This window comes from Azospirillum agricola (assembly GCF_020005195.1).
Lineage (GTDB): Bacteria > Pseudomonadota > Alphaproteobacteria > Azospirillales > Azospirillaceae > Azospirillum > Azospirillum agricola.
In genome coordinates, this window is sequence record NZ_JAIFZR010000007.1 from 454,672 (window position 1) to 476,120 (window position 21,449).

The window sequence follows — 21,449 nt, forward strand, 5'->3', positions numbered from 1 at the left end:
GGTTTACCCCTGGAGTTGTGACCGGCCGACCTGTCGGCGATCAGGGCGGGGCAGCCGGTGCAGCAACCGAATTATGCGTTACGACGCACCCGTAACGCGCAATGGCGTCAGGGCGCTTTCCGAGTGGCGGCGTCCAGCTGGCGCAGGTCGGCCACGGACAGCTTGCCGGTGGTGACAGCCGCCAGCAGCAGCGGCGGCTGGCGGGCAAGGAAGGCGTCGTCGGCCTCGGCCGCCGCGACCGGGGTGACCTCCTCGGCCGGTGGCGTCAGCTTGTAGACGCGCCCACAGCAGGGGCACCGCAGCGTCACCGGTTGCGGCGCCGGGTAGGCCGGTTCCAGATCGTCGGTCAGCCGATCGACGGTGCCCTCGCGCAGCGCCAGGGCGCGGGCGATCGGGCGCGACGACCAGCCGGCCAGACGCAGCAGGCGGGCGTTGTGGTGGTTGATCGACCAGCGGCCGGTGGGGATGGGGTATTCCTCCCCGCCGAGCCGGGAGGCGATCAGGCGCGCGGCCCGCCGGCCGAGCGTCTGCACCAGCGGGTGATCGTCGCGCAGGCGGGCCACCTTCGGGATGTAGAGCTTGCTGTCGCCGAAGGCCGCCGCGAAGCGGACAGCGACACCGTCGCCGCACAGGCGCTGCACGTCGGCCAGCACGCCAGGCAGGTTGCGGATCGGTAAGCGGGGCGTGGTCATGGCGTCGCCTCCCCGGTGCGCTCGGTCCAGCGCTTCAGCTGCTCGATGGCGCGGCTGGCGTCGGCCGGCCGGAGCCATTGCAGGGCGTCGACGCCGATCCGGGTCTTCAGCCACGCGGCCAGGGCGGCTTCGCTGCGGTCGGTGACGGCGCCGCTGTCGGCCAGGGCCAGCCACATGGCGCGCACCTTGCGCTGCTGCTGCGTCAGGGCCGGGCGCACCGGCCGGCCCGGCTTCCGGCCGGCGCCCAGTCCCTTCAGCGCGGTGATGAGGGTGGCGCGCTCCCGGCTGGTGAGGGCGCCGGCGCTGTCGGTCCGGCCGCTGGAAACCTGCGAGACGCGGGCGCGGTAGCAGTCCTCCGATAAGGCCAGTTCCTTCCGCATGGCGTGGATGGCGGCGAGGTCGCGACAGCGTGCGGCTTCGGCGGATGGTTTGACGTTTCCGGTCATGACGCGGACGCGGCCTCCTTGGCGGCGGATGGTTTGACGTTGGCCGGGTCACCCTTGCACTTGGGGCAGACACGGCCTTTCTGTTCGATGGCAACGGCGCGGCCGGCAACCCAACCGGTCTCGTGGCCGCAAACCTCGCACTCCAGCTGTATCCTTGGGTGCCGCTTGCCGGGACCGGGGAGGCCGGCGTCGACCACATGCAGGGTGCGCGGCTTGGGCACCGCTGGACGGCGAGGCTTGCGGAACAGGTCGAGCTGTTTCATGAGAAGCGCTCTATGGCGTCGTTGAAGCGGGCCGCCATGTCGGGTCCCGACATGCCGGCCGACCGGCACAGCACGACCAGGGCGTCGATCAGGGCGTACGGATCCGTGTCGAGCCGGACGGACTGGGGACGGCCGGCGCCGATGGCGACGACGCCGGCGAGCAGCCCTTCCAGCTCGGCGCGGAAGTCACCGACCACCGCGTTGCCCCGCCGCAAGCGGTGGAGCGCGGCGCCGGCGGCGATCGCCAGCTTGACGGCGGCGGCGTCGGGCATCAGCCCCTCCGCTGCACGGGCGGATCGCCCATGATGGTTGTGGCGGCAGCGTCGCGCAGCAGGCCAGCAAGGTCGGGCAGACCGGACGCCCAAGGACGCTCGGGGAGGCGCGCGGGAATGCCGCGCACCCGCCGGAGGGTCCGGACGTGCGGTCCGTCGACCAAGAACGCCACCTCCTCGGGGTGACCGGGCAGGCCAGCCACCAGAAGAACAGGAACGACGCCGTCGAAGACGGTGATGGACAGGGCAGCGGGAGGGGCACTCATGTCCCTCTCCCGCTCGTGCGCCGGAGGTGGCGGAGCGTCTTCACCAGCTTCGGCGAACGTGGCTGCTTGGCCTTCCAGTCGGCCAGCCGGGCGTGGTAGGTCCGGGCTTTGAGGATCGCCGCCCAGCCGCCGACCTCCGCCCGCAGCTCGTCGAGGCGCCGATCAAAGGCGGTCTGCTGTTCGGCGTTGCCCTCGTCGAGCCGGACATGGGACAGATGGTCGTAGACGAGAGCCAGGGCCAGGGCGGCAGCCGGCACCCCCTTGGCGATTGACGCCGCCAGGGTGTGCAGGTTGTCGTGATGGTCCGCACGCTGGCAGGCCGACAGATCGTAGAGGTAGAAGCCGGCTTCCGTCGGGGGGCCGTTGCTCAAGGCGTCGATCAGCTCCCAGATCGCGGGCTTGGACAGGCCGGTCATGGCATCAGCCCTTCCATGGCTCGGGTCAGGCGATCGTCGTGCGGCCATGCATCGACTTGCCAGTTGTTGTGGCAGGTCGGGCAGTCGCTGTAGGTGTGCTTGGTGGGCGCGCAGGCGACGGCGACCTCACGCAAGGTGGCTGCTGCCGTGATCAGGGCGCCGTTGCTCGGATCGGCCTTGGCCGCCGCCTCAACGGCGGCAACCTGAAGGTGAAGGGGATAGGCCGCCATGCCGTCAGCCCTCCCCATTACCGTCATGGAGCCGCTGCTCGCACGCTGCCTCGGCGATGGCCTTGTCGCGGGCAGTGCGATAAGCGCGCAGAGCCTCCCAGGTGGCGTCGCCTACAGCACGTCGAGTGCGATCAAAGGCCCGCCACGTCCGATACACCTCCTTCTGCGTGGCGTCGGACACCAGCCGCCAGTGCGAGAGGCACATCAGCTTGCCGGTCTTCTGGGAACCGGCGCAGCTGGGAACGGGGCAAGGACTGCTCATGCCCGACCCTCCGGATGAACAGTGGAACGCGCCCCCAGCTTGACCACCGCCCCCTCGGGCGCGGTGCCGGCGGCCATGGCGGCCTTGGCCTCGCGCATCTGCCGGACCGCCGCCTCCAAACTGATGATGCCGGCATCAAGCGCCGACAGGTCGTACGTCGCGGCCAGGGTGCAGGACACAGTCATATAGGTGGACAACAGCGCTTCCATGGTCCGGTTCAGACCATACCGCGCCTCGACCAGCGCCAGCCCGCCGGTCGCTGCGGTGACCTCGGGACGGACGCCGGGATGATTCAATCCCTGCTCGTGGATTGTGCGGATCAGGTTGGACATCAGGCGGCAGTCCTCTGGCAACTGGCGACGATGGCGGCAGCCACGTCGGCGACGGTGTTTCCGGCGGAAACCACCAGGTTCACCCCCCAGCGGGCGGTGATGGCGGCTTCCAGGGTCTCGATGGCGGGCACGGTCAGCAGCAGGCCGACCCGCATGCGCAGGGTGACGGCGACCAGGGCGGCTTCACCGCTCCGGCCCATGCCTTCCCCGATCCGCAAACGCAGCCAGTGGGTGACCGCTTCGTCGAAAGTCGGGCGATCAGCCATTGGACCGCTCCCGGTTCTGGACCATGCGGGTGATCCGGCTGCCGAGGCGGTCGCCGCCGTCCTTGGCGTCGCGCGCCATGGCCGAGCAGCAGTGCTGGCAGAACCGGTATTCCGTCCGCTTGATGGCGCCGGGTTCGTCGCCGTCCTCTTCGGATCCGGCCTGTTCGACCAGATGCCGGCAGCGGGTGCCGGGGGTCAGCGTGCCGCCGCAGGTGTGACAGCGGGGCGGCTCGGCCACCGTGATGATGGTGTCGGACACTCGGCGCGTACCGAGGTCGCCGAAGTCGCCGTCGAAGGGATTGACGATCAGCGCGTCGGCTTCGCTGAAGGTGAGGATGGTAGCCATGAAGTCTTTGCCTTGGGTGCAGAAGGTGGAGGTTCGTGTCGGTCAGGGCCGGCCCCGGCGGGTGTCCGGCGGCGGGGGGTGCATCGGGATCGGTGGGGCGGCGCACAGCCACCGGCCGGTGTCGGTCTGCGCAAGGATTGCCGCCGCCAGTCCACCGTCCGCCGGATCGGTCAGCAAGCAGGCGTAATCCCCGCCCGCCCGGCACCGGAGCGTCGAGATCCGTCGCATGACGACGCGGCGGCCCTCGGCTGCGGGGATCTCGATCTCGACCAGGGCGCCAGGACGGAGCGCGGTCATCACCGGAGCCGCACGACATGGGAGGTCATCTGACTGGACTGGTAATCCACGGTGTCCTTGCAGCTGCGGCACACGCGGTTGCCCGGTCCCTCGCTGGCGAAATCCTCGCCGCAGCACAGGCAACGCCGCTGGCGCAGGGTATGCCGCTGGTCCTGCTGCGGGGGCGGTGCGTCGACCAGGGCATCGCGCCCCAGCGCCGTCAGCCGCAGGATGCTGGTGTTGCCGATCCAGCCCACCACCACGACCCAGCCGCGCTTGATCAGGTCGGCGCGGATCTCCACGCCGTGCAACTCGGAGTGGCCCAGCGCAGTGCCGAGGTCGTGACCGTTGATCGTCGATCCGGCGGCTTCGGCGTCGGCGACCAGCCGCAGGGCGCGCAGGGCTTTTGCGCGGCTGTGGGGCACGGGCTGGGCCAGCGGCGGGACCACGCCCGTCTTCAGCGTGGTCTGCCCGTCCGGCGTAACCCGCACGCGACCGGGCCAGCTGCCGCGCGGCGGTTCGATGATCTCCAACCAGCTCCGGCCGAGCAGGGCGCGGCGCAGGTTGGGGCCGGTGCTGTCGGCCAAGCCGAGGCGCGCGGCAAGCGCGATGGCGGACAGGGTTTCGCCGGCCGCCTCGGCGTCGGCGTAGGCGCGCAGCATGCGCAGGAGGTTGGCCTCCGTGTACTGGCGGACGCTCATGCCGCATCCCCCCCGCCGAACTGGCCGGCCGGCGCGGGCCGGGACGTCGGCGCCGTCCGGAGAGCCGCAGCTAGGGCGCGCAGGAGGATGGCGAGCCTGAACAGCTCGTCAGCGCTGTAGGGGGTATAGCAGCGAGCGACGGCCCGGCCGCGCACCGGCTCGGCCTGCTGGGCGAGCCGAACGCCGATCCGGAAATCCACCTGCTTGGCATCGTCGGCCAGGATGATGAGGCGGTCGGCCAGAACGTTGGTCTGGGCGGGCGCCTGCTGGCTGGGGGTTTCAGCCAGCCGGTCGAGCTGGGCGGCCAGGGCGTCCATCTTGGACGCCACGGCGGTGCCGGGGTGATTCATGACGGGGACCTCCGGGGGCAGGATCGGCAGGCGTTGCGCAGCAGGCCGCCGAGAAGGGAGCGGGTACGGGTGGCAGTGGCCTGCTCGCGGGCGCAGCGCGCGGCGTCGATCGGGCCGAGGATCGGGCAGGGTTCGGGGGCGACGGCGAGGCGGGCGGTGACCGCCGCCTCGATCCGGTCGAGGCCGGCGCCGTAGCGGTTGGCGATGACCAGCGAGACGGCGGTCTTGCCGTAGCCGATCAGCGCGCCGGCCTGGGCGAGGCCCTGGGCGTCGGCGAGCTGGGCGAGCGCCGCCACGAAGGCGGGCGGGTTGCCGCCCCAGGCGGCTGAGGCCTTGGAGGAAAGCGCGGTCATGCCGGCACCTCTTCGGCCATGGCCTCGCGGTTCGGATCCCAGAGCGATCCATCACGCAGGCGCATGGGTGCGTCCGGCCCCGTGTTCATGGACGACTTCAGCCGATAGCGGGCACGGTGGCCGGACGCACCGGTGGCGTGAGGGACCATCACATCCAAATAGCCGTGCGTGTGCAGAAGGCTGACGTACTGGCGCGTGTTGGCGAGGGATGCGCGCGCGAGGTGGGACAGCTCGTCGATCTGGAACCCACCGCGTAGCGGTTTGATGGCAGCCCACATGCGTTCCGAGGCTTCCGGCCGCGTCGTGAGCCGACCGGACGCGTCGAAACGGGGAAACCGCCGACCAACATCCCGAACCAACTCATAGACACGGTGCGTGCTGGCAGTGTGCCCGTCCTGAACCTTCAAAATGCCCGCAGCGAGAGCTTTGCGGACGAAGTTGCTGGCAAGACTGCGGGACACGCTAGGCCCGACCAGATCGCGAAGCCGGAAGGTTTTCAGCCGCCGGATTGTGGCCCAGCATTCCCGAGTTTCGGCGTAACGCCGGGGCGGGTCGCGGCGCTCTTCGGAGACGCCCACCATCAGAACCTCCGCACGGCGGGCGCGGCGCCGGTGTTGATCCGCTGGCCGGCGTAGGCATCCCGATCGATGCGCCGCAGGCCCTCGCCAGCCGCGAAGGCTGAGATGGCGACCAGATTGACCGCGACCCTGCCGGTCGAGCGGTAGGTCTGCTCCAGCAACTGCACCAACAGATCGTCGGCCACGTCGACGCGCGGGCAGTACAGCCCCGCCAGCTGGCGGGCGTCGTCGAGGTCGCAGGGCTCGGCGGCCACGAAATCCAGCACGCGGCGGTGGAACCGTTCGTACCGTTGCAGCTTCTGCGGCAAGCCCTCCTCGCCGATCAGGACGATGGACGCCGTGCCCGGCGCCGCCATGTCGTGCAGCGCGCGGACCTTGTCGATCATGTCCTTCTTGGCGAGGTGATCGGCCTCGTCGATGATGAGCGGGCGGCGGCTGGTCTCCAGCTCCTCAGCGATCTTCGCCGCCAGTTCGTTGTTGGTGGCATGGGGCAACGGCGCCAGCCCCATAGCATCGACCACCGCCCGCAGCATGGCGCGCGGCGTCCAGAAATCGTTGGCCTCGACGTAGTAAGCCATGTGGTCGGACGCACCGACCCAGGCGGCGGCGCGCGATTTCCCATCGCCGCTCCGGCCGTGGAAGACGCCGAGGCCGGGCACGTCGGGGCTGCGGCCCTTCAGCTTGATGACCAGCTCTTCCAGCAGGGTCAGGTTCCGAAGGGGGGCGAAGGACGTGGACCGGCGAGACGGAGTGGATTTCGACATGATCTTCTCGCTTTTCTTTTGGGCGCCCGCCGTCACTCGACGGCGCGGGCGAAGGCCGCCTTACGGGCGGCGTCGTTCTTGCGGGCGCGATACCAAGCGGCGGTCTCGATGGTGTGCAGCCAGTCGAGATCCTCCTCGCTGACCTCGGCGTCGGCGGCGATCCGCGCCTCGATGTCCTGGGCGCGGCGCCACCAGCGATCCTCCGGCTTCTCGGCCGGGGTGGCGGGGGCGGCGATGCGGCGGGCGATGTCGGCGGTGCGGGCCTGTTCGGCATCGTCGCGCGGCCGGGAAACGGTCGGGGTGGCGGCTGTGACCGCGCGCTGGGCGGCGATCACGCCGGCCGAGGGTTGGACGGGCGGAGGAAGAGCAGCGACCGGCGGCGGCGCGGCGGTGGGCAGCGCGGTGACGGTGGCCGCCGGCTTGCCGATTAGCGCGTCGGCCAGCTCATGCGCGGTGAATTTCTTCTTGGCAGAGCGGAGGGCGGCCTTCCCGGCGACGATGAACTGCCTTTGCAGCGCCTGGGCCTCGGCCGCCAGGGCGGCGCGGGACAGGCCGGCACGCTCGGGGTTCTCGGCGATGCACAGGAACTCGAAGGGTTCGGAGCGGTAGACCCACACCCGGCCCATGTCCTCCGGATCGAGGCGGACGTCGAAGCGCTCGCCGGTGTTGATGTGGGGGATCAGCTCGACCGCCCAGAAATCCGCGTTTTCGACCCGGATGCCCTTCTTTCCGACCGCGCGGTCGCCTCCGTCCGGGGCCGGCATCAGCAGCAGGTCGAGCTGGCGCTCATCGACCAGCCGGGCTTCCCGGCCGGCGCAGCTCTCGGCCAGGGCGGCGGGGGTGCGGTCGCCCAGCCCTTCGTGGGGCCGGTGCTGGTAGACGTTCTCGACCCAGGTATCGGAGAGGTTCTGAAGCTCCAGACCGGTCAGCTGCGCCTGGAAGACGTCGGCGTCGGCCTCGCCCATCCGGGCGGCGAAGGTTTCGCGGGAGCGGATGGCCTGACGGGCGGCGACGTTGTGGCCGACATAGCCGGGCAAGAGCGGCATGAAGCTGTGCTGCACCGTGCCGATGGCGCGCTCGACGTGCGGCTTCTGCTCGGGGCTGTAGGGGGTGCAGGTCGGATGGGCGGCGCCGAGCACGAAGTAGGCGCGCTCTGCCTCGCGGGAAACGAAGTCGGATCCGTTGTCCGTCTTGATCGCCTCGGGCATGCCCCAGGCCAGGACGGCGCGGCGGATCAGCAGCAGGACGGCCGAGGTGCGCGGCACCTTCGTCACCAGCACCATGATCCGGCGCGTGTAGACGTCCACCACGACATAGATGGAATGACGCCCGTCCGTGAGCATGACGTCGGCCGGGCTGGCGTCGATCTCCCAGAGCTGGTTCGGGCGCTCGATGCCCTCGCTGTAGGAGCCGACCGCCGCGCGGTGGCGGTTCTTCCATTCGTCGGGATTGGTGAGCGCTAGATGAAGCTGGCGGTTCTTGGCCTTCCAGTCCTGCCACAAAACGCCCAAGCGCCGCTCACTGGGCATCGGACGGCTCGTGCCGTCGAACAGTTCCAGATCCTCGCCGAAGCGCTGCACGAGGAGCCGGCGAACGGCCTGCATCGACAGGTTCGGGTTCTCCACCAGCACGGCGACCATGTAGCTCTTGACGTCCATGACCGCGCTGTCGAGCACGCCCGTGCCCTTGCGGTTGCCATAGCGACCGGCAAGGCCCGCTGCGTCGCCCGTCGCACGGGCCTTCGCCCAGCGTTCCAGCGTCGACATGCTGATGGTCGGGCTGGCGGCGCGGACCCAATCCGGCACGTCGATCTGCCGGGCGTTGTAGAACCCGACGAACTTGTGGCGGGCGGGCGTCAGGGCGTCGCCGCTGGCTTCCTTGAACCGGTCGAAGGCGAGCAGGATCGCCAATTTGTAGTCCTGCCGCAGCTGCGCTTCGAGCGTACTGGGCAGAGCGGACACAGGAGCCTTGGCGACGGCGGGCAAGGCCGGAACGGCAGTCACCACCGCATCGGATGCCGCCTGCCGGCCCAGCGCCAGCCGTGCTTCTTCCGGCAAAGATGAAACGTGGTATTCAAGGCCGCCGCCGCGTCCTCTCCGAGGACGGGTAGGCCCCCAGCCTTCAGCCTGCGCCCGCTTCAGAAAACCTTGCTTCGATCCAGGGATCCCTGGGAGGCCCAAGGCTGCCCATTTAGTGGGAGAGCGCCATTCCGTCGCCATGACACATCAAGCCCGTGTGCGACCGGTCAGCGCCGGCCGCAGGTTCATGTATTCACGGAGCATTGCGTCACCGGCTTCAAGCATGCGGCCGGCTTCAAGTTCGTCGATGCGGCCATCACCAAAGGCGGTGGCAAATTCAGCAAACAGGCTTGAGGCATGTTGGGCGATCTGACCAACATTTTTCGGGATCGCTTCGGCTTCCGGATCAATTGCGATGGGAAGAAGTGTGCAGTTGGCTTCTACTGCCAGCCATTCTGTGACAACCGGAGAGCCGCAATACCTTTCCAGTGCGGCAACGATATCGGCTGGCATGTGCGAGTTGACGTCCTCCTCGCTGTCGTTGGAGTAACGGAAGAGCTGCGAGCGACTGACCCGCGCGACCATCGCAGCACGCGGGTATCCACCGCATTGTTCGATCAAATCCGCGACAGCCGCCTTCAGAGTGCCAGGGCGACGTTGCTTGTAGGGGGATTTAGACATCGTTGTTCCCGTTGTGCCTGTGGCGGTTGCTCTGAGAACGTCCGGAAGCATGATTTCGGAGGATGTAATGAAACTACGGGCTGCTCTGTTCGACGTTGATGCGGAACGTTTCTTGGCACCCGCCTTGGCTGGTTTGTGTGTGGCAGTCAGGTCTGGAGCGGCGCCTCTGTCCTTGGCTTTGGTCCGGATGACCGGGCTGCTTCTCAACTGGGCGTCGGCAAGCATGGCTGTAGGCCAGCTTTACCGGCGACGTTACGCAGCCTCCCGTGAAGGCACGGGGCGGGTGCGCCGAAGCCGCATTCCTGCGGCGTCATAGCGATCAGGAAACAGGGCCTGCACCGGCAAACGAAGCTTTGCCGCAATGGCTTGCTCCCAGCGGACCGACCCCATCCTCAAAGCGAGTGCACCAGCCTGTCGCGTGCAGCCAAGCTCCTGCGCGATAGCAGCAAGGCTGCTGCCCGCAAGCTTGTAGCGCGAAGTTTGGTTTGACGTGACGCGCAGGATGGTTTGAAGTCAGCCCTCATTTGGAACGGCAGCGCGTGTCGCACCCTCAGAATCAACCAGAAGGCGTTCTCGGTCCGCTTCGGCCGGTTCGGTAATCGGATCGGCGTCGCGATCCAACCCGATGGCGGCGCACGGCTTCGCATCAAGCGCTTGGTCCAGTTCGGACGTTTGGGGCTTTCTGATGTCGGCCGGGTTGAACGTATGAAGCTGGTCACAGGTGTAGCAACGCACGGTGACCGGTTCGGGAGCGCCCACAGGCTCTTCCATGCCTTGACACAGTCTTTCGACGGAGGTGATCCGCAACGCCAATGCCTTGGCAATCGCCTTCACACCCCAGCCTTTGGAGCGAAAGACCCGCACCCGATGATGCGAGAGCGACCAACGGGCCGTGGGGATCGGGTATTCCCTTCCGCCCATTGCCGCCGCAATGGTGATGGCCGCTTCCCGTCCAAGCGTTTTGACTAAAGGGTGGCCATCCTTCAGTTTTTTGACTTTAGGGATGTAGAGCTTGCCATCCCCGAACGCTCTCGCGAAGCTTTCGGCGGCTCCATCCCCAAGAAGTCTGGAAATATCACCCAAAATACCGGGCCAGCCCACAACAGGAATGCCGTTATCGGTAATCCTGAATTTGCCCTTCGCCATCACTCTTTTCCTTCTCAGAGCGGTGTGACAAGCGCCAGTGCATTCCGGCACTGGCACCGTCTTCACAGATAGGACGACACCACCAATTCGGCGGAACCGGCCCATTCGTTGGCGATCGCCACCGACCGTTCGTCGGGCGGTTCACCCACCGTCACCACGCGCGTGGTGTTGTTGACGACGCGACGGCCCGCGCCGTCCAATTCGTCGGGAACGACCAGGATCGTCGGAGAGACGCCCATCTTGCGTCCGTTATCGCCACGCACCGACGTCATGGCCGCGCGCGCGGCCTCGTAGTTCTCGACCGTCAGCGGGGCCTTGCTGCCGTAGGCGAGTTGCCACAGGCCGAACCCGGCGTTCACACGCGCCCAGACGCCGTAGATGAACTCGCGGTTGTTGAACACGTTGCCATCGGTGGGGGCGTCCTGCCGCTGGAACTCGTAATCGCGGCGTTTTTGATCGTGCCCCGGGGTGTGGTGTCTGAGGAGGCTTCGTGTTCCTCGGCGCGCTGAGGCTGCCGGTTTACTCCGCTGAGATGACAAGCGGGTCGCCCGCAGGGTTGCACAGCACGGCCAAGCTTTCCATGGTCATGTAGCGTCGGCATACAGCCCACTCGTCGTGTTGCTCCAGCAGCAGGGCGCCGACCAGTCGGGTGACGGCGGCTTCGCATGGGAAGATGCCGACGACATTGGTGCGCCGCTTGATCTCGCCGTTCAGGCGTTCCAAGGGGTTGGTGGAGTGCAGCTTGGTGCGCAGGTCCTTGGGATAGGCCATGTAGGCCAGCACGTCGAACTCGGCCTCGTCCATCAAGGCGGCCAGTTTGGAGAAGCGCGGCCGCAGGCTGTCGGCGACGTGTCGCCACTGCTCGTGGGCGGCCTGGGCGGTCTCCTGGGCAAAGGCGGTGCGGATGGTGGCGGCGACCATCGTCTGGTGCGCCTTGCCGACGCAGGCCAGGAGGTTCCTCATGCAATGAACACGACACCGTTGGAGTGTCGCGCCCAGCACCTTGGAAGCGGCGGCCTTCAGCCCGAGATGAGCATCGGCGATCACCAGTTTCACTCCGCGCAGCCCCCGGCGCGTCAAGGAGCGCAGGAACTCGCTCCAGAAGATTTCGGCTTCCGACAGCCCGAGACCGAGCCCCAGCACCTCGCGCCGGCCATCGGTGGTGACGCCGATGGCGAGTATGGCGGCAACCGAGACGATGCGGCCGTCCTGGCGCACTTTGACATAGGTGGCGTCCAGCCACACAAAGGGCCAGTCACCCTCCAGCGGCCGGTTCAAAAACGCCTGGACGCGCTCGTCGATGTCCTGGCACAGGCGGCTGACCTGGCTCTTCGAGATGCCGGTCATGCCCATCGCCTTGACCAAGTCATCGACGTTGCGCGTCGAGATGCCCTGCACGTAGGCCTCCTGGATCACCGCGACCAGCACCTTCTCCGCCGTGCGCCGTGGCTCCAGGAAGGCCGGGAAGTAGGAGCCGCGCCGAAGCTTGGGGATCCGAAGGTCGATGGCCCCGGCGCGGGTTTCCCAGCTCCGCTCGCGATACCCGTTGCGCTTGGTCTGCCGCTCGTCCGTGCGCTCGCCGTAACCGGCGCCGCACAAGGTTTCGACCTCCAGTTCCATCAGCCGCTGGGCGGCGAAACCGACCATCTCGCGCAGGAAGTCAGCGTCGGCGCTCTTCCCAATCAGGTCCTGAAGAGCGATCCTGTCCTCGGTCATCGTGGTCTCCGTCACAGTTGATGGTCGTCAAGCAACCTCAACTTACCGAAGACACACGGTGACCGCCTGCTTCCGAACGGCTGGCCCGCCTGCGCCAGCTAGGGGGGAGCGCTCCGGCGGGCCAGCCTCACGTTCGGACACCACTCACCGGGACGCGACCGCGTTTTTGGAACACCAGGGGCTTGATCGGTCGGGAACCATCGATCAGGAACCACGCCGGTCCGTCGCCATCCTGCATGTTGCTGTGCGGAACGGTCACGCTCTCGGACGTGTGGATTGGATGGTCTTCGGCGAAGAACGGCTTTCCGTCATAGCAGTGGTCGGCAAAGCCGGAGGCGAGCAGTTCATACACCAGAGAATCCGGGTGACGACGGCTTTCGTAACCCATGTTCTCGAACAGCGGGGTGAACACGCCCGCCTTGTCGTCTTCGATATGGTCTTGCGAAACGCTGATGGTCACCTCGAAGGGGCGGTTCTCAATCGCGTAACCGTGAACCTCAAGGTTATGGACGATACGCGGCCCCACCCATTCCCGCAGGGCGGGAAGGCTGCCAAGCCACGCGTATTTCTCCTCGCCGGTTTGGCTCGGCACCTCCATGGCGATCTTCTGATAGGTGCTGGGAGCGCCCTGGAAGCCCTTGTTGAAGCTGGTCTTGAAGCCGGTGAACAGGTTGTTCAGGTTGGGCGCGGTGATGAGCATGGAAGCCCCTTACAGGTTCTTGGCGAATTCGGCGGGATCGAGGTTCATGCTCGTGCACAGCGCGAGTTGATCCGCCGTCAGGCGCCCGGACGCGGCATGCTCGACCGGGGTGAAACCCGGCACTAGGTCGCGGGACAGATTGGCGAAGACCGCCGGGGCGACGTTCGTGAAGGTGTCGAAGCTGTTCGGGTTCTGCCGACACAGGGCCAAACCCCAATCCCGTTGCGCCGGGGTCATCTTCCCCGCGCAGATGGCCGCATCGACCTTCGCAACAGCCTGTTCATCGGACAGGTTGGAGCGCATCGACGCCAGGGCCACGGACGCTTGGTCATAGAGCGTCCGGGGCACATAGAGGGCCGGATCGGGGATCGCCGCCGCAGTCGCTGTGCTGGTCCCTCCCTTCAGCTTCGTGATGGTGGCAAGGACGGTGGTTTGGTCGGCGTCACCGGGCAAGCCCAGCGCCTCCAGGACCGCCAAGAGCGTGGGGTTCATCGTGTCTCCTTGGGACGATGCAAGAGCGGGAAGCATGGTCAGGGCGGGCCGATTGGTCAGCCCGGCGCCGATGATGCGGGTGATGACGCGGTCCGGCGTGTGCAGGAAGGACGGCGACAGGAAACGGTATTCCTTGGACGCGATGGCGCGGGCGCCCGGAACGGTCCAATCGACCTTGGCCCAGATGCCATCATTCCGGCCTTCCAGGCCGGTAATCCAGCCAGCGGCGGGCGCCGTGCCACCCTTCGGCACCGCGATATCGGCGGCATGGTCATAGTCGATGGCGAGCAAGCCGCGCGGCGCGGCTGTCATCGACGCGACGATGACGGCACCGGCATCTTTCAGCGACCAGCCGGGGCGACCGTCGTTGGGCTGGACGCTGCCAGCGGGCAGCAGTTGAACCCACTCCGGTGCCTTTCCATCAGTCGGCAAGACCATGGTCAACGCGGAGCAGACGACGGTTTCGGTCAGCGAGGTCATGGGAATGCGCTTGGTGGTTGATGCCACCAGTTTGCCTTTCCCACTCAATCTTTATCAGGAGGCGAGTTCAGGGGGTATTTGCCTCTAGACCCCCTACCAACTGAGAACTGTTTTGCGCTACCCGCCTACCCGCTGGCTGTAACGCAAAACGCCCCACCAAAATGGCGGGGCGTCAGGGTCCTGTTGATGATGTTTTGTATCAAACCGGTGATATTCACACCGCAACAGATGTGTGATCCGATATGCTCGTTATGCTTTCCGAAGCCATATCAAGAAAAATAATCGCCTTATCCAATTCGACATTATTCGTGAAAATATCATTCATCTTCTCAATGGATAATTTTATACGTACGATATCCCCCGTCAAATTCGGTTCGACGTTGCCTGCCACGTAATCAAGCACGCGGCGAGGCAGCGCCTTTTCCACATTCTGGAAGATGGACCGGATTTCAGTAGCTTCATCAGCAGAGTAGATTGCTCCGGGATAGGCCGGAGCGAAGTGGTTGATGTTGTCGGAATGCCGTTCTTGGGCCATGATATCGAGCCTCCTATGGGTTCGCCCGGTGGCACGGTGGCGGGGCACGGTTTCCAGGCCATAGAGCCCCGCCACCACCTTTCCGGTAGTGGATTGGAAATTTACTTCGCTGCGATTGCTAAGATGCGGCGGGCTTTCGTGATGGTGACAGTCAGTTCCAGCCGCACGAGATCGGATGCGAGCACCATGGGTGCCGCCGGTTCCATGCCTGTAGCGGCGGGCGACGCTGTGTCCCAGCCGCTGCCGCCAAAGGTGCCGAGCAACCATCGCTGCACGTCGATGGCATGCCGGGACCGACTTCGAGCGACCAACGCTACAGCGGCCTCGACAGTGAGAAGGCGATTGGTTTTCCCATTCACCCCCTTGACCGGACGGAGGATGGAAGCACCCTCAAGCCGCAGTTCTGGGAACGTGGATACGGCGTGCTCTACCGAAGCGCGGGCTGTGTGATTTCCTGTGGCTCGCATCACATCGTTGGCAAGGAGGTAGGACACGCCATCCACGTTGAAGACATGGATGGGCGTCACTCCGCATCGAAGCATGCACACGGGCGCGAGGCGCACGATACGGCCTACACGCTTGTTGGCTATGGGGTCTGAAGCGAGAGCGACAGGAGGTGGTTCGTCAGGATTTGTCATGGCGGCCCCTGAGGTGATGCACCATTGATAGGTGATACACTTACAGCACCATGGGGCGTTGTCAATGCATAGAGTGATGCACCTTGACCACTCCTAACGGTGTGCTATGGTGCGCTCATGGCGATTAATCCTGAAACCACCGTGCGAAAGATCGTTTCCATCCCACGTGAGCTGTGGGATGGCATTAGCGACTATCGCTTTGATCAGCGCATGAACACTGAGGCAGAGGCGATCCGACGCCTCCTTCAGCTTGGACTTGCAGCCCAGAAAGCTGGGTACGCTGTGAAGGCAACCGGCGAAATTTGCAAGAAAGACGAGTGACGTCCAACCTCGAATATGCCTTTTTAGTTGCCATTTGGCGGGATTACAGATGTAGGAGACTTGGACAATGTCCAAGTTCGCGCGCAGCCTACCGGACACAGAAACTAAAATTCCTATGAAAATCAAGAAATTATGGAATTTCTAATACACAAGAGCAACTCGGACACTGATGTCCGAGTTGCTCAAGGATTTCAGCAAGGAATCTTCCCTGGAACTTCACAGAATTATCTCGTTTAAGTTGTTCCCTTGAACTGGAAACAGTTTCCAGTTCCACGTCGAAGATCAAGCGCCATAGAGGCTTGAATTATGTTCTAAAACAATGCGTTGATGAAACTGAAAACCACTTAGGCGAACTGGGAAGCGCAGTTCCCAGTTCTACCTATGAGCACGCGATCTGGAACCGCCAAAGGCTTGATTTGCCTTGCTCTACCAGTTCCGGCGACGTCAGACCAAGCCGCGAATCAGCAAACGAAACTTGGTTTGACGGTAAGGGGACGCTTCAGACGGGAAACCTAGAATTTCCAACGCCTTCGCATCCCATCGGATCCCCGTAAATCCCATCGGATCCCACCGTCCAACTACGTCAGACCATGGTTCTCTTTACAGCCCGCTGTCGGCGTCGGCCGCCGCAGAACTGGAGGCGCTGCTGGTCCATCATCAGGTGCTGTTCTTCGAGAAGCAGCCGCTGACCCCGGCGCAGCAGCGCGCCTTTGCCGCCAGCTTCGGGCCGCTGCACGTCCACCCAGTCTACCCGAACGTCCCGGATTTCCCGGAAATCATGGTGCTCGACACCGGGCCGCACAACCCGACCGACAACGACGTCTGGCACACCGACGTGACCTTCGTCGAGGCGCCGCCGGCCATCGTCGCACTGTCGGCCAAGAAGGTCCCACCGTCGGGCGGCGACACGCTGTGGAGCAGCGCCTTCGCCGCCTACGAGGCTCTGTCGGAACCGCTGCGCCGGTTGCTGGAGCCGCTGAAGGCGGTGCACGACTTCACCCGCTCCTTCCCCGAATGGCGCCACAACGCGCCGGGCGTGTACGAACGCTGGCTCGAGGCGCGGGCCAAGAATCCGGTGCGTGTCCATCCGGTGGTCCGCACTCACCCGGTGAACGGCCGCAAGGCCCTGTTCGTCAACGAGAACTTCACCGCCCACATCCTCGGGCTGAGCCCGAAGGAGAGCGACGGCATCCTGCGCATCCTGTTCGAGCATGTCACCCGGCCGGAATTCACCGTGCGCTGGAACTGGAAGCCGGACGATCTGGCGCTGTGGGACAACCGCTCGACCCAGCATTACGCGGTGAACGACTATCTGCCGCACAGCCGCCTGATGCACCGCGCCACCGTGCTGGGCGACCGTCCGGTGTGAGGGCCGTTTCCGCAGCTGCTGTCTCGGCATCATCAACCCTCTCCCCAAGGAGGGAGAGGGCCAAGTCAACGGCTATGGGAGGTCCGGAAAGTCCGGCGGCACCGGCTCCACCGCCGGCAACCGTGCGACGGCCTTCAGCGTGTCTTCGGCGATGCCGAAGTTCCGCACGTAGGAGGTTGCCGCCTCGCGGTGCGGCTGGAAATCCCACGGCGTGTGGCGGCCCGTCAGCAGGATGCGGTGGGCGAACAGGCGGCGGTTCTGGCTCTCGATCACCGCCTGCTTCAACGCCGCCGCGTCCCAGCGCCGCGCCACGGCGGCGGCCAGCGACGCCTCGACCTCGGCCAGCAGCGGGTCGCCGGAGCGGTTGACCAGCTCCCGCGGGTCGCTCTCCAGGTCGAAGAGCTGCGGCGGGTCGCCCTCGCAGGCGATGTACTTGTAAGGGCCGCGCCGCACCATGAAGGCCGGGGCGAGGACGCCCTCGCCGAGATACTCCGCGTATACGGCTCCGTCGCCCTCGCGCTCCCGGCCCTCCAGCAGCGGCAGCAGGCTGGTGCCGTCGAGCGGGTCGACGGGCGGCGGCGCCCGCCCGCCGATCAGGTCGAGGAAGGTCGGGAACAGATCGACGTGCGACACCGGATCGGACACCCGGCCCGGTTTCCAGCGCCCCGGTGCGTGGATCAGCAGCGGCACGCGCGACGACCATTCGAAGAAGGTCATCTTGTACCACATGCCGCGCTCGCCCAGCATCTCGCCATGGTCGCCGGTGAAGACGACGATGGTGTCGTCGGCCAGCCCGGCCCGCGTCAGCGCGGTCAGCAGCCGTCCGACCAGCTCATCGACGTAGCTGACCGAGCCATAATAGGCGTGGCGCGCCGTGCGCATCCGCTCCGGCGTCAGGTCGTAGCGATGGATGCTGTCCATCACATGCAGGCGGCGGCTGTGCGGATCCTGCTCGGCCAGCGGGATCGCCGGGACCGACGGCGCGTCGATGGACTCGTGGTCGTAGAGGTCCCAATGCTCCGGCAGGCAGTTGAACGGGTCGTGCGGGTGGGTGAAGGACACCGTCAGGAAAAAGGGCACCTCGTCGCCCTGCCCGGCGCCCGTCCGCCCGTAGTCGTAGATCTTCTGCACCGCCTGGTGGGCGGTCTCCTCATCGAAGTCGATCTGCAGGCTGCGGTGGCAGGGGCCGGCCTCGATGACGCTGGCCATGTGGTGCGACCAGTCGTAGGTCAGCGCGCCGTTCGCCCAGTCCGGCGTCCAGCCGAAATCGGCCGGGTAGATGTCGGTGGTCAGCCGCTCCTCGAAGCCGTGGAGCTGGTCGGCGCCGACGAAATGCATCTTGCCCGACAGGCAGGTGCGGTAGCCCGCCGCGCGGAAGTGATGCACGAAGGTCGGCACCGAGGAGGCGAACTCGGCGGCGTTGTCGTAGGCGCCGATGGCCGACGGCAGCCGACCCGACAGCAGCGAGAAGCGCGAGGGCGCGCAGAGCGGGTAGCTGCAATAAGCGTTCCCGAACACCACGCCTTCCGCCGCCAGCCGCGACAGGTTGGGCGTCCTGACCAGCGGGTGACCGTAAAAGGGCAGGGCGGGGGCCGCCAGCTGGTCGGCCATGATGAACAGGATGTTGGGGGGACGGGACGCGGACACGGCTCGACTCACTCCGGGATGATGGAAAGACCTCACGACTTGCCCTTGGCTCACAATTTGCCTTTCCAGGGCACCAGCCACGCCTCCAGCAGGCGCATGCCGTAGGAGAAGGCGAAGGCCCACACGGCGATGACGCCGATGCCGACGAACACCACGTCGGTCGCCAGGAAATGCGAGGCCGACATGATCATGAAGCCGATGCCGCGCGTCGCCGCGATCAGCTCGGCCGCCACCAGCGTGCTCCAGCCGACACCGATGCCGATGCGCAGGCCGGTCAGGATCTCCGGCAGGGCGCTGGGCAGCACGATCTCGCGGAAGATCTGCCAGCGGGTGGCGCCGAGCGACAAAGCGGCGTTGACCCGCTCGACCGGCAGCGCCCGCACCCCGGCCTGGGCCGACAGGCAGACCGGCGCGAACATCGCCAGCGTCAGCAGCACGATCTTCGAGACCTCGCCGATGCCGAGCCAGATGATCATCAGCGGCAGGTAGGCCAGCGGCGGCAGCGGCCAGTAGAACTCGATCGGCGTGTCGAAGACGCCCTTGGCCCAGCGGTTCAGCCCCATCGCCAGCCCGAGCGGGATGCCGAGCGACGCGGCGACGAAAGCGGCGGTGAAGATGCGGAACAGGCTGGCCGAGACATGCTCCCACAGGGTGGCGCCGGCGTAGCCCTCCTCGGCGATGGCGAGGAACTGGGTCAGCACCTCCTGCGGGCCGGGCAGGAACAGCGGCGGCACCAGCCGGTACTCCGCCACCAGGAACCACGCCCCGATCAGCACGAGCGCGGTGGCGAGGCTGATCGGGGCGGTGCGGGCGCCGTCGAGGCCGAAGGGGTGCAGACGGACCAGCTTCGGCGTCGCCGGCGGGGCGATCGCCGACTCGTCGCGGCGGGTCAGGTCGGTCATTGCAGCCGTCCCTCATTGTGTGGGCCCGCGTGATGGGGCCGGTGGACGATGTCGCGGATCTCGTCGTACAGCTCGGCGAAGCGCGGTGACGACAGAATCGCCCGCACGTCGCGCTCGGCGGCGAACTGGCGGACGAAGTCCAGCTCGAAGCGGGCGACGATGCGCCCGGGGCGCGGCGACATCACCACCACGGTGGTGCCGAGGAACAGCGCCTCCTCGATGGAATGGGTGATGAAGAAGATGCGCTTGCCGGTGCGCGCCCAGACGTCGATCAACAGCTCCTGCATCTGCTCGCGCGTCAGGCTGTCGAGCGCGCCGAAGGGCTCGTCCATCAGCAGGATCTTCGGGTCGGTCGCCAACGCGCGGGCGATGCCGACGCGCTGGCGCATGCCGCCCGACAGCTCGTGCGGGGTGGAATCGGCGAAACCGTCGAGCCCGACCAAGCCCAGCAGCTCCTCCGCCCGCTCGCGCCGCCGGCGCGCCGGGACGCCGGCGAATTTCAGGCCGAGCGCGACATTCTCGGCGACACTCTTCCAGGGCAGCAGCGTGTCCTTCTGGAAGACGACGCCGCGGTCGGCGCCGGGCCGCTCGACCGGGCGGCCGTCGAGGGTGATCGAGCCGTCGGACAGCGGCAGGAAGCCGGCGATGGCGTTGAGCAGGGTCGATTTCCCGCAGCCCGAGGCGCCGAGCGCCACGACGATGCTGTTGGCGCCTATGTCGAGCGAGGCGCGGTCGAGCGCGTGGACCACCCGGCCGTCGCGGGCGGGAAAGAAGACGCTGGCGTTGTGAACCTGGAGCATGGCTTCCCCTTGTCCGCCCTCTTGCCGGCCGGTGACCGCAGCGATCAGCGCAGGCCCTTGACGTATTCGGCGGTGAAGAACCCGCCGTAGCTCGGCAGCACGGTGGTCACCTTCTTCTGCTCCTTCAGGAACTCGGCGGTGTCCTTGAGGATCTTGGCCGCACCGCCGCCTTCGCCGCCGGCCAGCCAGGCGGTGGTCGCCTGCTGCTCGGCCGGGACCAGCGACAGGTTGTTCAGCGCCGAGGCCTGGTCGGCCGGGGTGCCGCCCAACAGCTTGGCCAGCGTCCTGGCATTCTCCGAGTCCGGCCCCCAGGCCGCCTTGTCGTTGCGGAAGGAGGCGCTGTACGTCTCGACCACCCCGGCGAAGCCCTTCAGGAAGGCCGGGTTGTCCTTGGTGAAGGCGGCGGTCGCGATCCAGGCGGTGAAGGTCGGGGCGCCACGGTCGGCGACCTGCCGCGAGGTCAGCAGGACCGTGCCGGTCTTCTTCAGCTCGGTCAGCGCCGGATCCCAGACGAAGGCGCCGTCGAGGTCGCCGCGGTTCCACGCCGCGACGATGTCCGGCTGCGAGATGGCGAAGACCTGGGCGTCGCGCTCGCTCAGCTTCTCCTGCTTCAGCACGGCCAGCAGCTGGTAATGGTCGGTCGAGACCGGGGCGGCGGCGAGCTTCTTGCCCTTCAGGTCGGCCGGCTTCTCGATCCCGGAGCCGTTGCGCACCACCAGCGCCTCGTCGGTGCCGGAGATGGTGGCGAGGTGGAAGGCCTTGACGTCCAGCCCGCGGCTGGTCGCCGCGGCGAAGGGGCTGGAGCCGACATAGCCGACCTGAACGTCGCCCGACGCGATGGCGGCGAAGATCTCGGCGCCGGAGTTGAATTTGCGGAAATCGATCTCGGTGCCGGTCGCCTTGGCGAAGTCGCCGTTGGCGATGGCGACCGAGGAGGGCAGGGCGTCGGTCTGGTAGCCGACGACGATCTTGCTGCCCGCCGCCTGGGCGGTAAAGGGAAGGGCGATGGTCAGGGCGGCGAGCGCGACTTGATACATGGTCTTTTTCATCGGTGTCTTCCACGAAAAGAATGGATGATTTGGAAACGGGGCGCGTCGTCTTGGCCAAGGGCCAGGCCGAAATGCGTTCGACGGATCGCTGCTCTCCATGCCTGAAAAACTCTAATGCGCGGATCGCGGCGGACGCAATCCT

33 protein-coding genes and 1 pseudogene are annotated in these 21,449 nt (G+C 66.5%); 2 read left to right on the forward strand and 32 right to left on the reverse strand.

What is annotated here, in order from left to right:
* Nucleotides 1–107 precede the first annotated feature (107 nt).
* From JN22_RS31940 to JN22_RS32075, 28 genes and pseudogenes are all read right to left on the reverse strand, one after another.
* Nucleotides 108–692 (reverse strand): hypothetical protein, encoded by a 585-nt coding sequence (locus JN22_RS31940; protein ID WP_085557927.1) that lies wholly within the window; start codon nt 690–692, stop codon nt 108–110.
* Complete coding sequence (locus tag JN22_RS31945) at nt 689–1,138, reverse strand: regulatory protein GemA (protein WP_085557928.1); 450 nt, start codon at nt 1,136–1,138, stop codon at nt 689–691. Before JN22_RS31945 ends, JN22_RS31940 begins: the two co-directional genes overlap by 4 nt.
* The gene (locus JN22_RS31950; RefSeq protein ID WP_143268971.1) at nt 1,135–1,401 is read right to left on the reverse strand and encodes a hypothetical protein; all 267 of its coding nucleotides are present in this window, start codon (nt 1,399–1,401) and stop codon (nt 1,135–1,137) included. Before JN22_RS31950 ends, JN22_RS31945 begins: the two co-directional genes overlap by 4 nt.
* A complete protein-coding gene (locus JN22_RS31955) occupies nt 1,398–1,673 on the reverse strand; it encodes a hypothetical protein (RefSeq protein WP_085557929.1) in 276 nt (91 codons plus the stop codon). The genes JN22_RS31950 and JN22_RS31955 overlap by 4 nt, the downstream gene beginning before the upstream one ends.
* On the reverse strand, nt 1,673–1,939 hold the full coding sequence (locus JN22_RS31960) for a hypothetical protein (protein WP_085557930.1): 267 nt from the start codon (nt 1,937–1,939) through the stop codon (nt 1,673–1,675). Before JN22_RS31960 ends, JN22_RS31955 begins: the two co-directional genes overlap by 1 nt.
* On the reverse strand, nt 1,936–2,355 hold the full coding sequence (locus JN22_RS31965; RefSeq protein ID WP_085557931.1) for a hypothetical protein: 420 nt from the start codon (nt 2,353–2,355) through the stop codon (nt 1,936–1,938). The genes JN22_RS31960 and JN22_RS31965 overlap by 4 nt, the downstream gene beginning before the upstream one ends.
* Entirely contained in the window at nt 2,352–2,585 is a 234-nt protein-coding gene (locus JN22_RS31970; protein ID WP_085557932.1) for a hypothetical protein, read from the reverse strand. The genes JN22_RS31965 and JN22_RS31970 overlap by 4 nt, the downstream gene beginning before the upstream one ends.
* A 4-nt stretch (nt 2,586–2,589) precedes the next feature.
* Complete coding sequence (locus JN22_RS31975; RefSeq protein WP_085557933.1) at nt 2,590–2,847, reverse strand: hypothetical protein; 258 nt, start codon at nt 2,845–2,847, stop codon at nt 2,590–2,592.
* The gene (locus JN22_RS31980) at nt 2,844–3,179 is read right to left on the reverse strand and encodes a hypothetical protein (protein WP_085557934.1); all 336 of its coding nucleotides are present in this window, start codon (nt 3,177–3,179) and stop codon (nt 2,844–2,846) included. Before JN22_RS31980 ends, JN22_RS31975 begins: the two co-directional genes overlap by 4 nt.
* Nucleotides 3,179–3,445: a hypothetical protein gene (locus JN22_RS31985; protein ID WP_085557935.1), complete on the reverse strand. Its 267-nt coding sequence runs from the start codon at nt 3,443–3,445 to the stop codon at nt 3,179–3,181. Before JN22_RS31985 ends, JN22_RS31980 begins: the two co-directional genes overlap by 1 nt.
* On the reverse strand, nt 3,438–3,791 hold the full coding sequence (locus tag JN22_RS31990) for a hypothetical protein (RefSeq protein WP_085557936.1): 354 nt from the start codon (nt 3,789–3,791) through the stop codon (nt 3,438–3,440). Before JN22_RS31990 ends, JN22_RS31985 begins: the two co-directional genes overlap by 8 nt.
* A gap of 42 nt (nt 3,792–3,833) precedes the next feature.
* The gene (locus JN22_RS31995) at nt 3,834–4,088 is read right to left on the reverse strand and encodes a hypothetical protein (RefSeq protein WP_085557937.1); all 255 of its coding nucleotides are present in this window, start codon (nt 4,086–4,088) and stop codon (nt 3,834–3,836) included.
* Nucleotides 4,088–4,768 carry a hypothetical protein gene (locus JN22_RS32000; RefSeq protein WP_085557938.1) on the reverse strand — a complete coding sequence of 227 codons (681 nt, stop codon included), beginning with the start codon at nt 4,766–4,768 and terminating at the stop codon, nt 4,088–4,090. Before JN22_RS32000 ends, JN22_RS31995 begins: the two co-directional genes overlap by 1 nt.
* The gene (locus tag JN22_RS32005; RefSeq protein ID WP_085557939.1) at nt 4,765–5,118 is read right to left on the reverse strand and encodes a hypothetical protein; all 354 of its coding nucleotides are present in this window, start codon (nt 5,116–5,118) and stop codon (nt 4,765–4,767) included. The genes JN22_RS32000 and JN22_RS32005 overlap by 4 nt, the downstream gene beginning before the upstream one ends.
* Nucleotides 5,115–5,471: a hypothetical protein gene (locus JN22_RS32010; RefSeq protein ID WP_085557940.1), complete on the reverse strand. Its 357-nt coding sequence runs from the start codon at nt 5,469–5,471 to the stop codon at nt 5,115–5,117. The genes JN22_RS32005 and JN22_RS32010 overlap by 4 nt, the downstream gene beginning before the upstream one ends.
* Nucleotides 5,468–6,052, reverse strand: coding sequence for a hypothetical protein (locus JN22_RS32015; RefSeq protein WP_085557941.1), 585 nt, complete (start codon nt 6,050–6,052; stop codon nt 5,468–5,470). The genes JN22_RS32010 and JN22_RS32015 overlap by 4 nt, the downstream gene beginning before the upstream one ends.
* Nucleotides 6,052–6,813, reverse strand: coding sequence for an AAA family ATPase (locus JN22_RS32020; RefSeq protein ID WP_143268973.1), 762 nt, complete (start codon nt 6,811–6,813; stop codon nt 6,052–6,054). The genes JN22_RS32015 and JN22_RS32020 overlap by 1 nt, the downstream gene beginning before the upstream one ends.
* 32 nt (nt 6,814–6,845) lie before the next feature.
* The gene (locus JN22_RS32025; RefSeq protein WP_223678016.1) at nt 6,846–8,816 is read right to left on the reverse strand and encodes a DDE-type integrase/transposase/recombinase; all 1,971 of its coding nucleotides are present in this window, start codon (nt 8,814–8,816) and stop codon (nt 6,846–6,848) included.
* 9 nt (nt 8,817–8,825) lie between these two features.
* Nucleotides 8,826–9,032: pseudogene (locus JN22_RS35425) on the reverse strand (DNA-binding protein); the annotation flags it as partial.
* A 6-nt stretch (nt 9,033–9,038) separates the two neighbouring features.
* A complete protein-coding gene (locus JN22_RS32035) occupies nt 9,039–9,737 on the reverse strand; it encodes a phage regulatory CII family protein (protein ID WP_143268975.1) in 699 nt (232 codons plus the stop codon).
* Nucleotides 9,738–9,764: 27 nt separating this feature from the next.
* Nucleotides 9,765–10,016 (reverse strand): helix-turn-helix domain-containing protein, encoded by a 252-nt coding sequence (locus JN22_RS35430; protein WP_085557944.1) that lies wholly within the window; start codon nt 10,014–10,016, stop codon nt 9,765–9,767.
* Nucleotides 10,017–10,025: 9 nt separating this feature from the next.
* Nucleotides 10,026–10,658 (reverse strand): hypothetical protein, encoded by a 633-nt coding sequence (locus tag JN22_RS32045; protein ID WP_143268977.1) that lies wholly within the window; start codon nt 10,656–10,658, stop codon nt 10,026–10,028.
* 62 nt (nt 10,659–10,720) lie between these two features.
* Complete coding sequence (locus tag JN22_RS32050) at nt 10,721–11,197, reverse strand: Mu-like prophage major head subunit gpT family protein (RefSeq protein WP_211099726.1); 477 nt, start codon at nt 11,195–11,197, stop codon at nt 10,721–10,723.
* On the reverse strand, nt 11,178–12,374 hold the full coding sequence (locus JN22_RS32055) for an IS256 family transposase (RefSeq protein ID WP_085557946.1): 1,197 nt from the start codon (nt 12,372–12,374) through the stop codon (nt 11,178–11,180). Before JN22_RS32055 ends, JN22_RS32050 begins: the two co-directional genes overlap by 20 nt.
* A gap of 127 nt (nt 12,375–12,501) precedes the next feature.
* Nucleotides 12,502–13,074: a Mu-like prophage major head subunit gpT family protein gene (locus JN22_RS32060; RefSeq protein WP_085557947.1), complete on the reverse strand. Its 573-nt coding sequence runs from the start codon at nt 13,072–13,074 to the stop codon at nt 12,502–12,504.
* Nucleotides 13,075–13,083: 9 nt separating this feature from the next.
* On the reverse strand, nt 13,084–14,073 hold the full coding sequence (locus JN22_RS32065) for a phage protease (protein WP_223678003.1): 990 nt from the start codon (nt 14,071–14,073) through the stop codon (nt 13,084–13,086).
* A gap of 187 nt (nt 14,074–14,260) precedes the next feature.
* Nucleotides 14,261–14,656 (reverse strand): hypothetical protein, encoded by a 396-nt coding sequence (locus JN22_RS32070; protein ID WP_143268979.1) that lies wholly within the window; start codon nt 14,654–14,656, stop codon nt 14,261–14,263.
* A gap of 26 nt (nt 14,657–14,682) precedes the next feature.
* Nucleotides 14,683–15,108: a hypothetical protein gene (locus tag JN22_RS32075; RefSeq protein WP_143268981.1), complete on the reverse strand. Its 426-nt coding sequence runs from the start codon at nt 15,106–15,108 to the stop codon at nt 14,683–14,685.
* A gap of 228 nt (nt 15,109–15,336) precedes the next feature.
* On the opposite strand from JN22_RS32075, the gene JN22_RS32080 reads away from it, so the two are divergent.
* The gene (locus tag JN22_RS32080; protein ID WP_085557949.1) at nt 15,337–15,540 is read left to right on the forward strand and encodes a hypothetical protein; all 204 of its coding nucleotides are present in this window, start codon (nt 15,337–15,339) and stop codon (nt 15,538–15,540) included.
* Between the two features lie 544 nt (nt 15,541–16,084).
* Complete coding sequence (gene tauD, locus JN22_RS32085) at nt 16,085–16,909, forward strand: taurine dioxygenase (RefSeq protein ID WP_085557950.1); 825 nt, start codon at nt 16,085–16,087, stop codon at nt 16,907–16,909.
* Between the two features lie 72 nt (nt 16,910–16,981).
* Here tauD and betC read toward each other — a convergent pair whose 3' ends face one another.
* Genes betC through tauA form a run of 4 tightly spaced genes read right to left on the reverse strand, consistent with a single transcriptional unit; the run spans nt 16,982 to nt 21,307 of the window.
* Nucleotides 16,982–18,556, reverse strand: coding sequence for a choline-sulfatase (betC, locus tag JN22_RS32090; protein WP_223678004.1), 1,575 nt, complete (start codon nt 18,554–18,556; stop codon nt 16,982–16,984).
* Between the two features lie 50 nt (nt 18,557–18,606).
* Nucleotides 18,607–19,458 carry an ABC transporter permease subunit gene (locus JN22_RS32095; RefSeq protein ID WP_085557951.1) on the reverse strand — a complete coding sequence of 284 codons (852 nt, stop codon included), beginning with the start codon at nt 19,456–19,458 and terminating at the stop codon, nt 18,607–18,609.
* Complete coding sequence (locus JN22_RS32100) at nt 19,455–20,258, reverse strand: taurine ABC transporter ATP-binding protein (protein WP_085557952.1); 804 nt, start codon at nt 20,256–20,258, stop codon at nt 19,455–19,457. The genes JN22_RS32095 and JN22_RS32100 overlap by 4 nt, the downstream gene beginning before the upstream one ends.
* A gap of 44 nt (nt 20,259–20,302) precedes the next feature.
* Nucleotides 20,303–21,307 (reverse strand): taurine ABC transporter substrate-binding protein, encoded by a 1,005-nt coding sequence (gene tauA / locus JN22_RS32105; protein WP_085557953.1) that lies wholly within the window; start codon nt 21,305–21,307, stop codon nt 20,303–20,305.
* Nucleotides 21,308–21,449 lie beyond the last annotated feature (142 nt).

Excerpts from the sequence above, each read along its gene's own strand:
- JN22_RS31940 (WP_085557927.1), bottom strand. The coding sequence starts at position 692 with ATGACCACGCCCCGCTTACCGATCCGCAACCTGCCTGGCGTGCTGGCC.
- JN22_RS31945 (WP_085557928.1), bottom strand. The coding sequence starts at position 1,138 with ATGACCGGAAACGTCAAACCATCCGCCGAAGCCGCACGCTGTCGCGAC.
- JN22_RS31950 (WP_143268971.1), bottom strand. The coding sequence starts at position 1,401 with ATGAAACAGCTCGACCTGTTCCGCAAGCCTCGCCGTCCAGCGGTGCCC.
- JN22_RS31955 (WP_085557929.1), bottom strand. The coding sequence starts at position 1,673 with ATGCCCGACGCCGCCGCCGTCAAGCTGGCGATCGCCGCCGGCGCCGCG.
- JN22_RS31960 (WP_085557930.1), bottom strand. The coding sequence starts at position 1,939 with ATGAGTGCCCCTCCCGCTGCCCTGTCCATCACCGTCTTCGACGGCGTC.
- JN22_RS31965 (WP_085557931.1), bottom strand. The coding sequence starts at position 2,355 with ATGACCGGCCTGTCCAAGCCCGCGATCTGGGAGCTGATCGACGCCTTG.
- JN22_RS31970 (WP_085557932.1), bottom strand. The coding sequence starts at position 2,585 with ATGGCGGCCTATCCCCTTCACCTTCAGGTTGCCGCCGTTGAGGCGGCG.
- JN22_RS31975 (WP_085557933.1), bottom strand. The coding sequence starts at position 2,847 with ATGAGCAGTCCTTGCCCCGTTCCCAGCTGCGCCGGTTCCCAGAAGACC.
- JN22_RS31980 (WP_085557934.1), bottom strand. The coding sequence starts at position 3,179 with ATGTCCAACCTGATCCGCACAATCCACGAGCAGGGATTGAATCATCCC.
- JN22_RS31985 (WP_085557935.1), bottom strand. The coding sequence starts at position 3,445 with ATGGCTGATCGCCCGACTTTCGACGAAGCGGTCACCCACTGGCTGCGT.
- JN22_RS31990 (WP_085557936.1), bottom strand. The coding sequence starts at position 3,791 with ATGGCTACCATCCTCACCTTCAGCGAAGCCGACGCGCTGATCGTCAAT.
- JN22_RS31995 (WP_085557937.1), bottom strand. The coding sequence starts at position 4,088 with ATGACCGCGCTCCGTCCTGGCGCCCTGGTCGAGATCGAGATCCCCGCA.
- JN22_RS32000 (WP_085557938.1), bottom strand. The coding sequence starts at position 4,768 with ATGAGCGTCCGCCAGTACACGGAGGCCAACCTCCTGCGCATGCTGCGC.
- JN22_RS32005 (WP_085557939.1), bottom strand. The coding sequence starts at position 5,118 with ATGAATCACCCCGGCACCGCCGTGGCGTCCAAGATGGACGCCCTGGCC.
- JN22_RS32010 (WP_085557940.1), bottom strand. The coding sequence starts at position 5,471 with ATGACCGCGCTTTCCTCCAAGGCCTCAGCCGCCTGGGGCGGCAACCCG.
- JN22_RS32015 (WP_085557941.1), bottom strand. The coding sequence starts at position 6,052 with ATGGTGGGCGTCTCCGAAGAGCGCCGCGACCCGCCCCGGCGTTACGCC.
- JN22_RS32020 (WP_143268973.1), bottom strand. The coding sequence starts at position 6,813 with ATGTCGAAATCCACTCCGTCTCGCCGGTCCACGTCCTTCGCCCCCCTT.
- JN22_RS32035 (WP_143268975.1), bottom strand. The coding sequence starts at position 9,737 with ATGCTTGCCGACGCCCAGTTGAGAAGCAGCCCGGTCATCCGGACCAAA.
- JN22_RS32045 (WP_143268977.1), bottom strand. The coding sequence starts at position 10,658 with ATGGCGAAGGGCAAATTCAGGATTACCGATAACGGCATTCCTGTTGTG.
- JN22_RS32055 (WP_085557946.1), bottom strand. The coding sequence starts at position 12,374 with ATGACCGAGGACAGGATCGCTCTTCAGGACCTGATTGGGAAGAGCGCC.
- JN22_RS32060 (WP_085557947.1), bottom strand. The coding sequence starts at position 13,074 with ATGCTCATCACCGCGCCCAACCTGAACAACCTGTTCACCGGCTTCAAG.
- JN22_RS32080 (WP_085557949.1), top strand. The coding sequence starts at position 15,337 with ATGGCGATTAATCCTGAAACCACCGTGCGAAAGATCGTTTCCATCCCA.
- JN22_RS32095 (WP_085557951.1), bottom strand. The coding sequence starts at position 19,458 with ATGACCGACCTGACCCGCCGCGACGAGTCGGCGATCGCCCCGCCGGCG.
- JN22_RS32100 (WP_085557952.1), bottom strand. The coding sequence starts at position 20,258 with ATGCTCCAGGTTCACAACGCCAGCGTCTTCTTTCCCGCCCGCGACGGC.
- tauA (WP_085557953.1), bottom strand. The coding sequence starts at position 21,307 with ATGAAAAAGACCATGTATCAAGTCGCGCTCGCCGCCCTGACCATCGCC.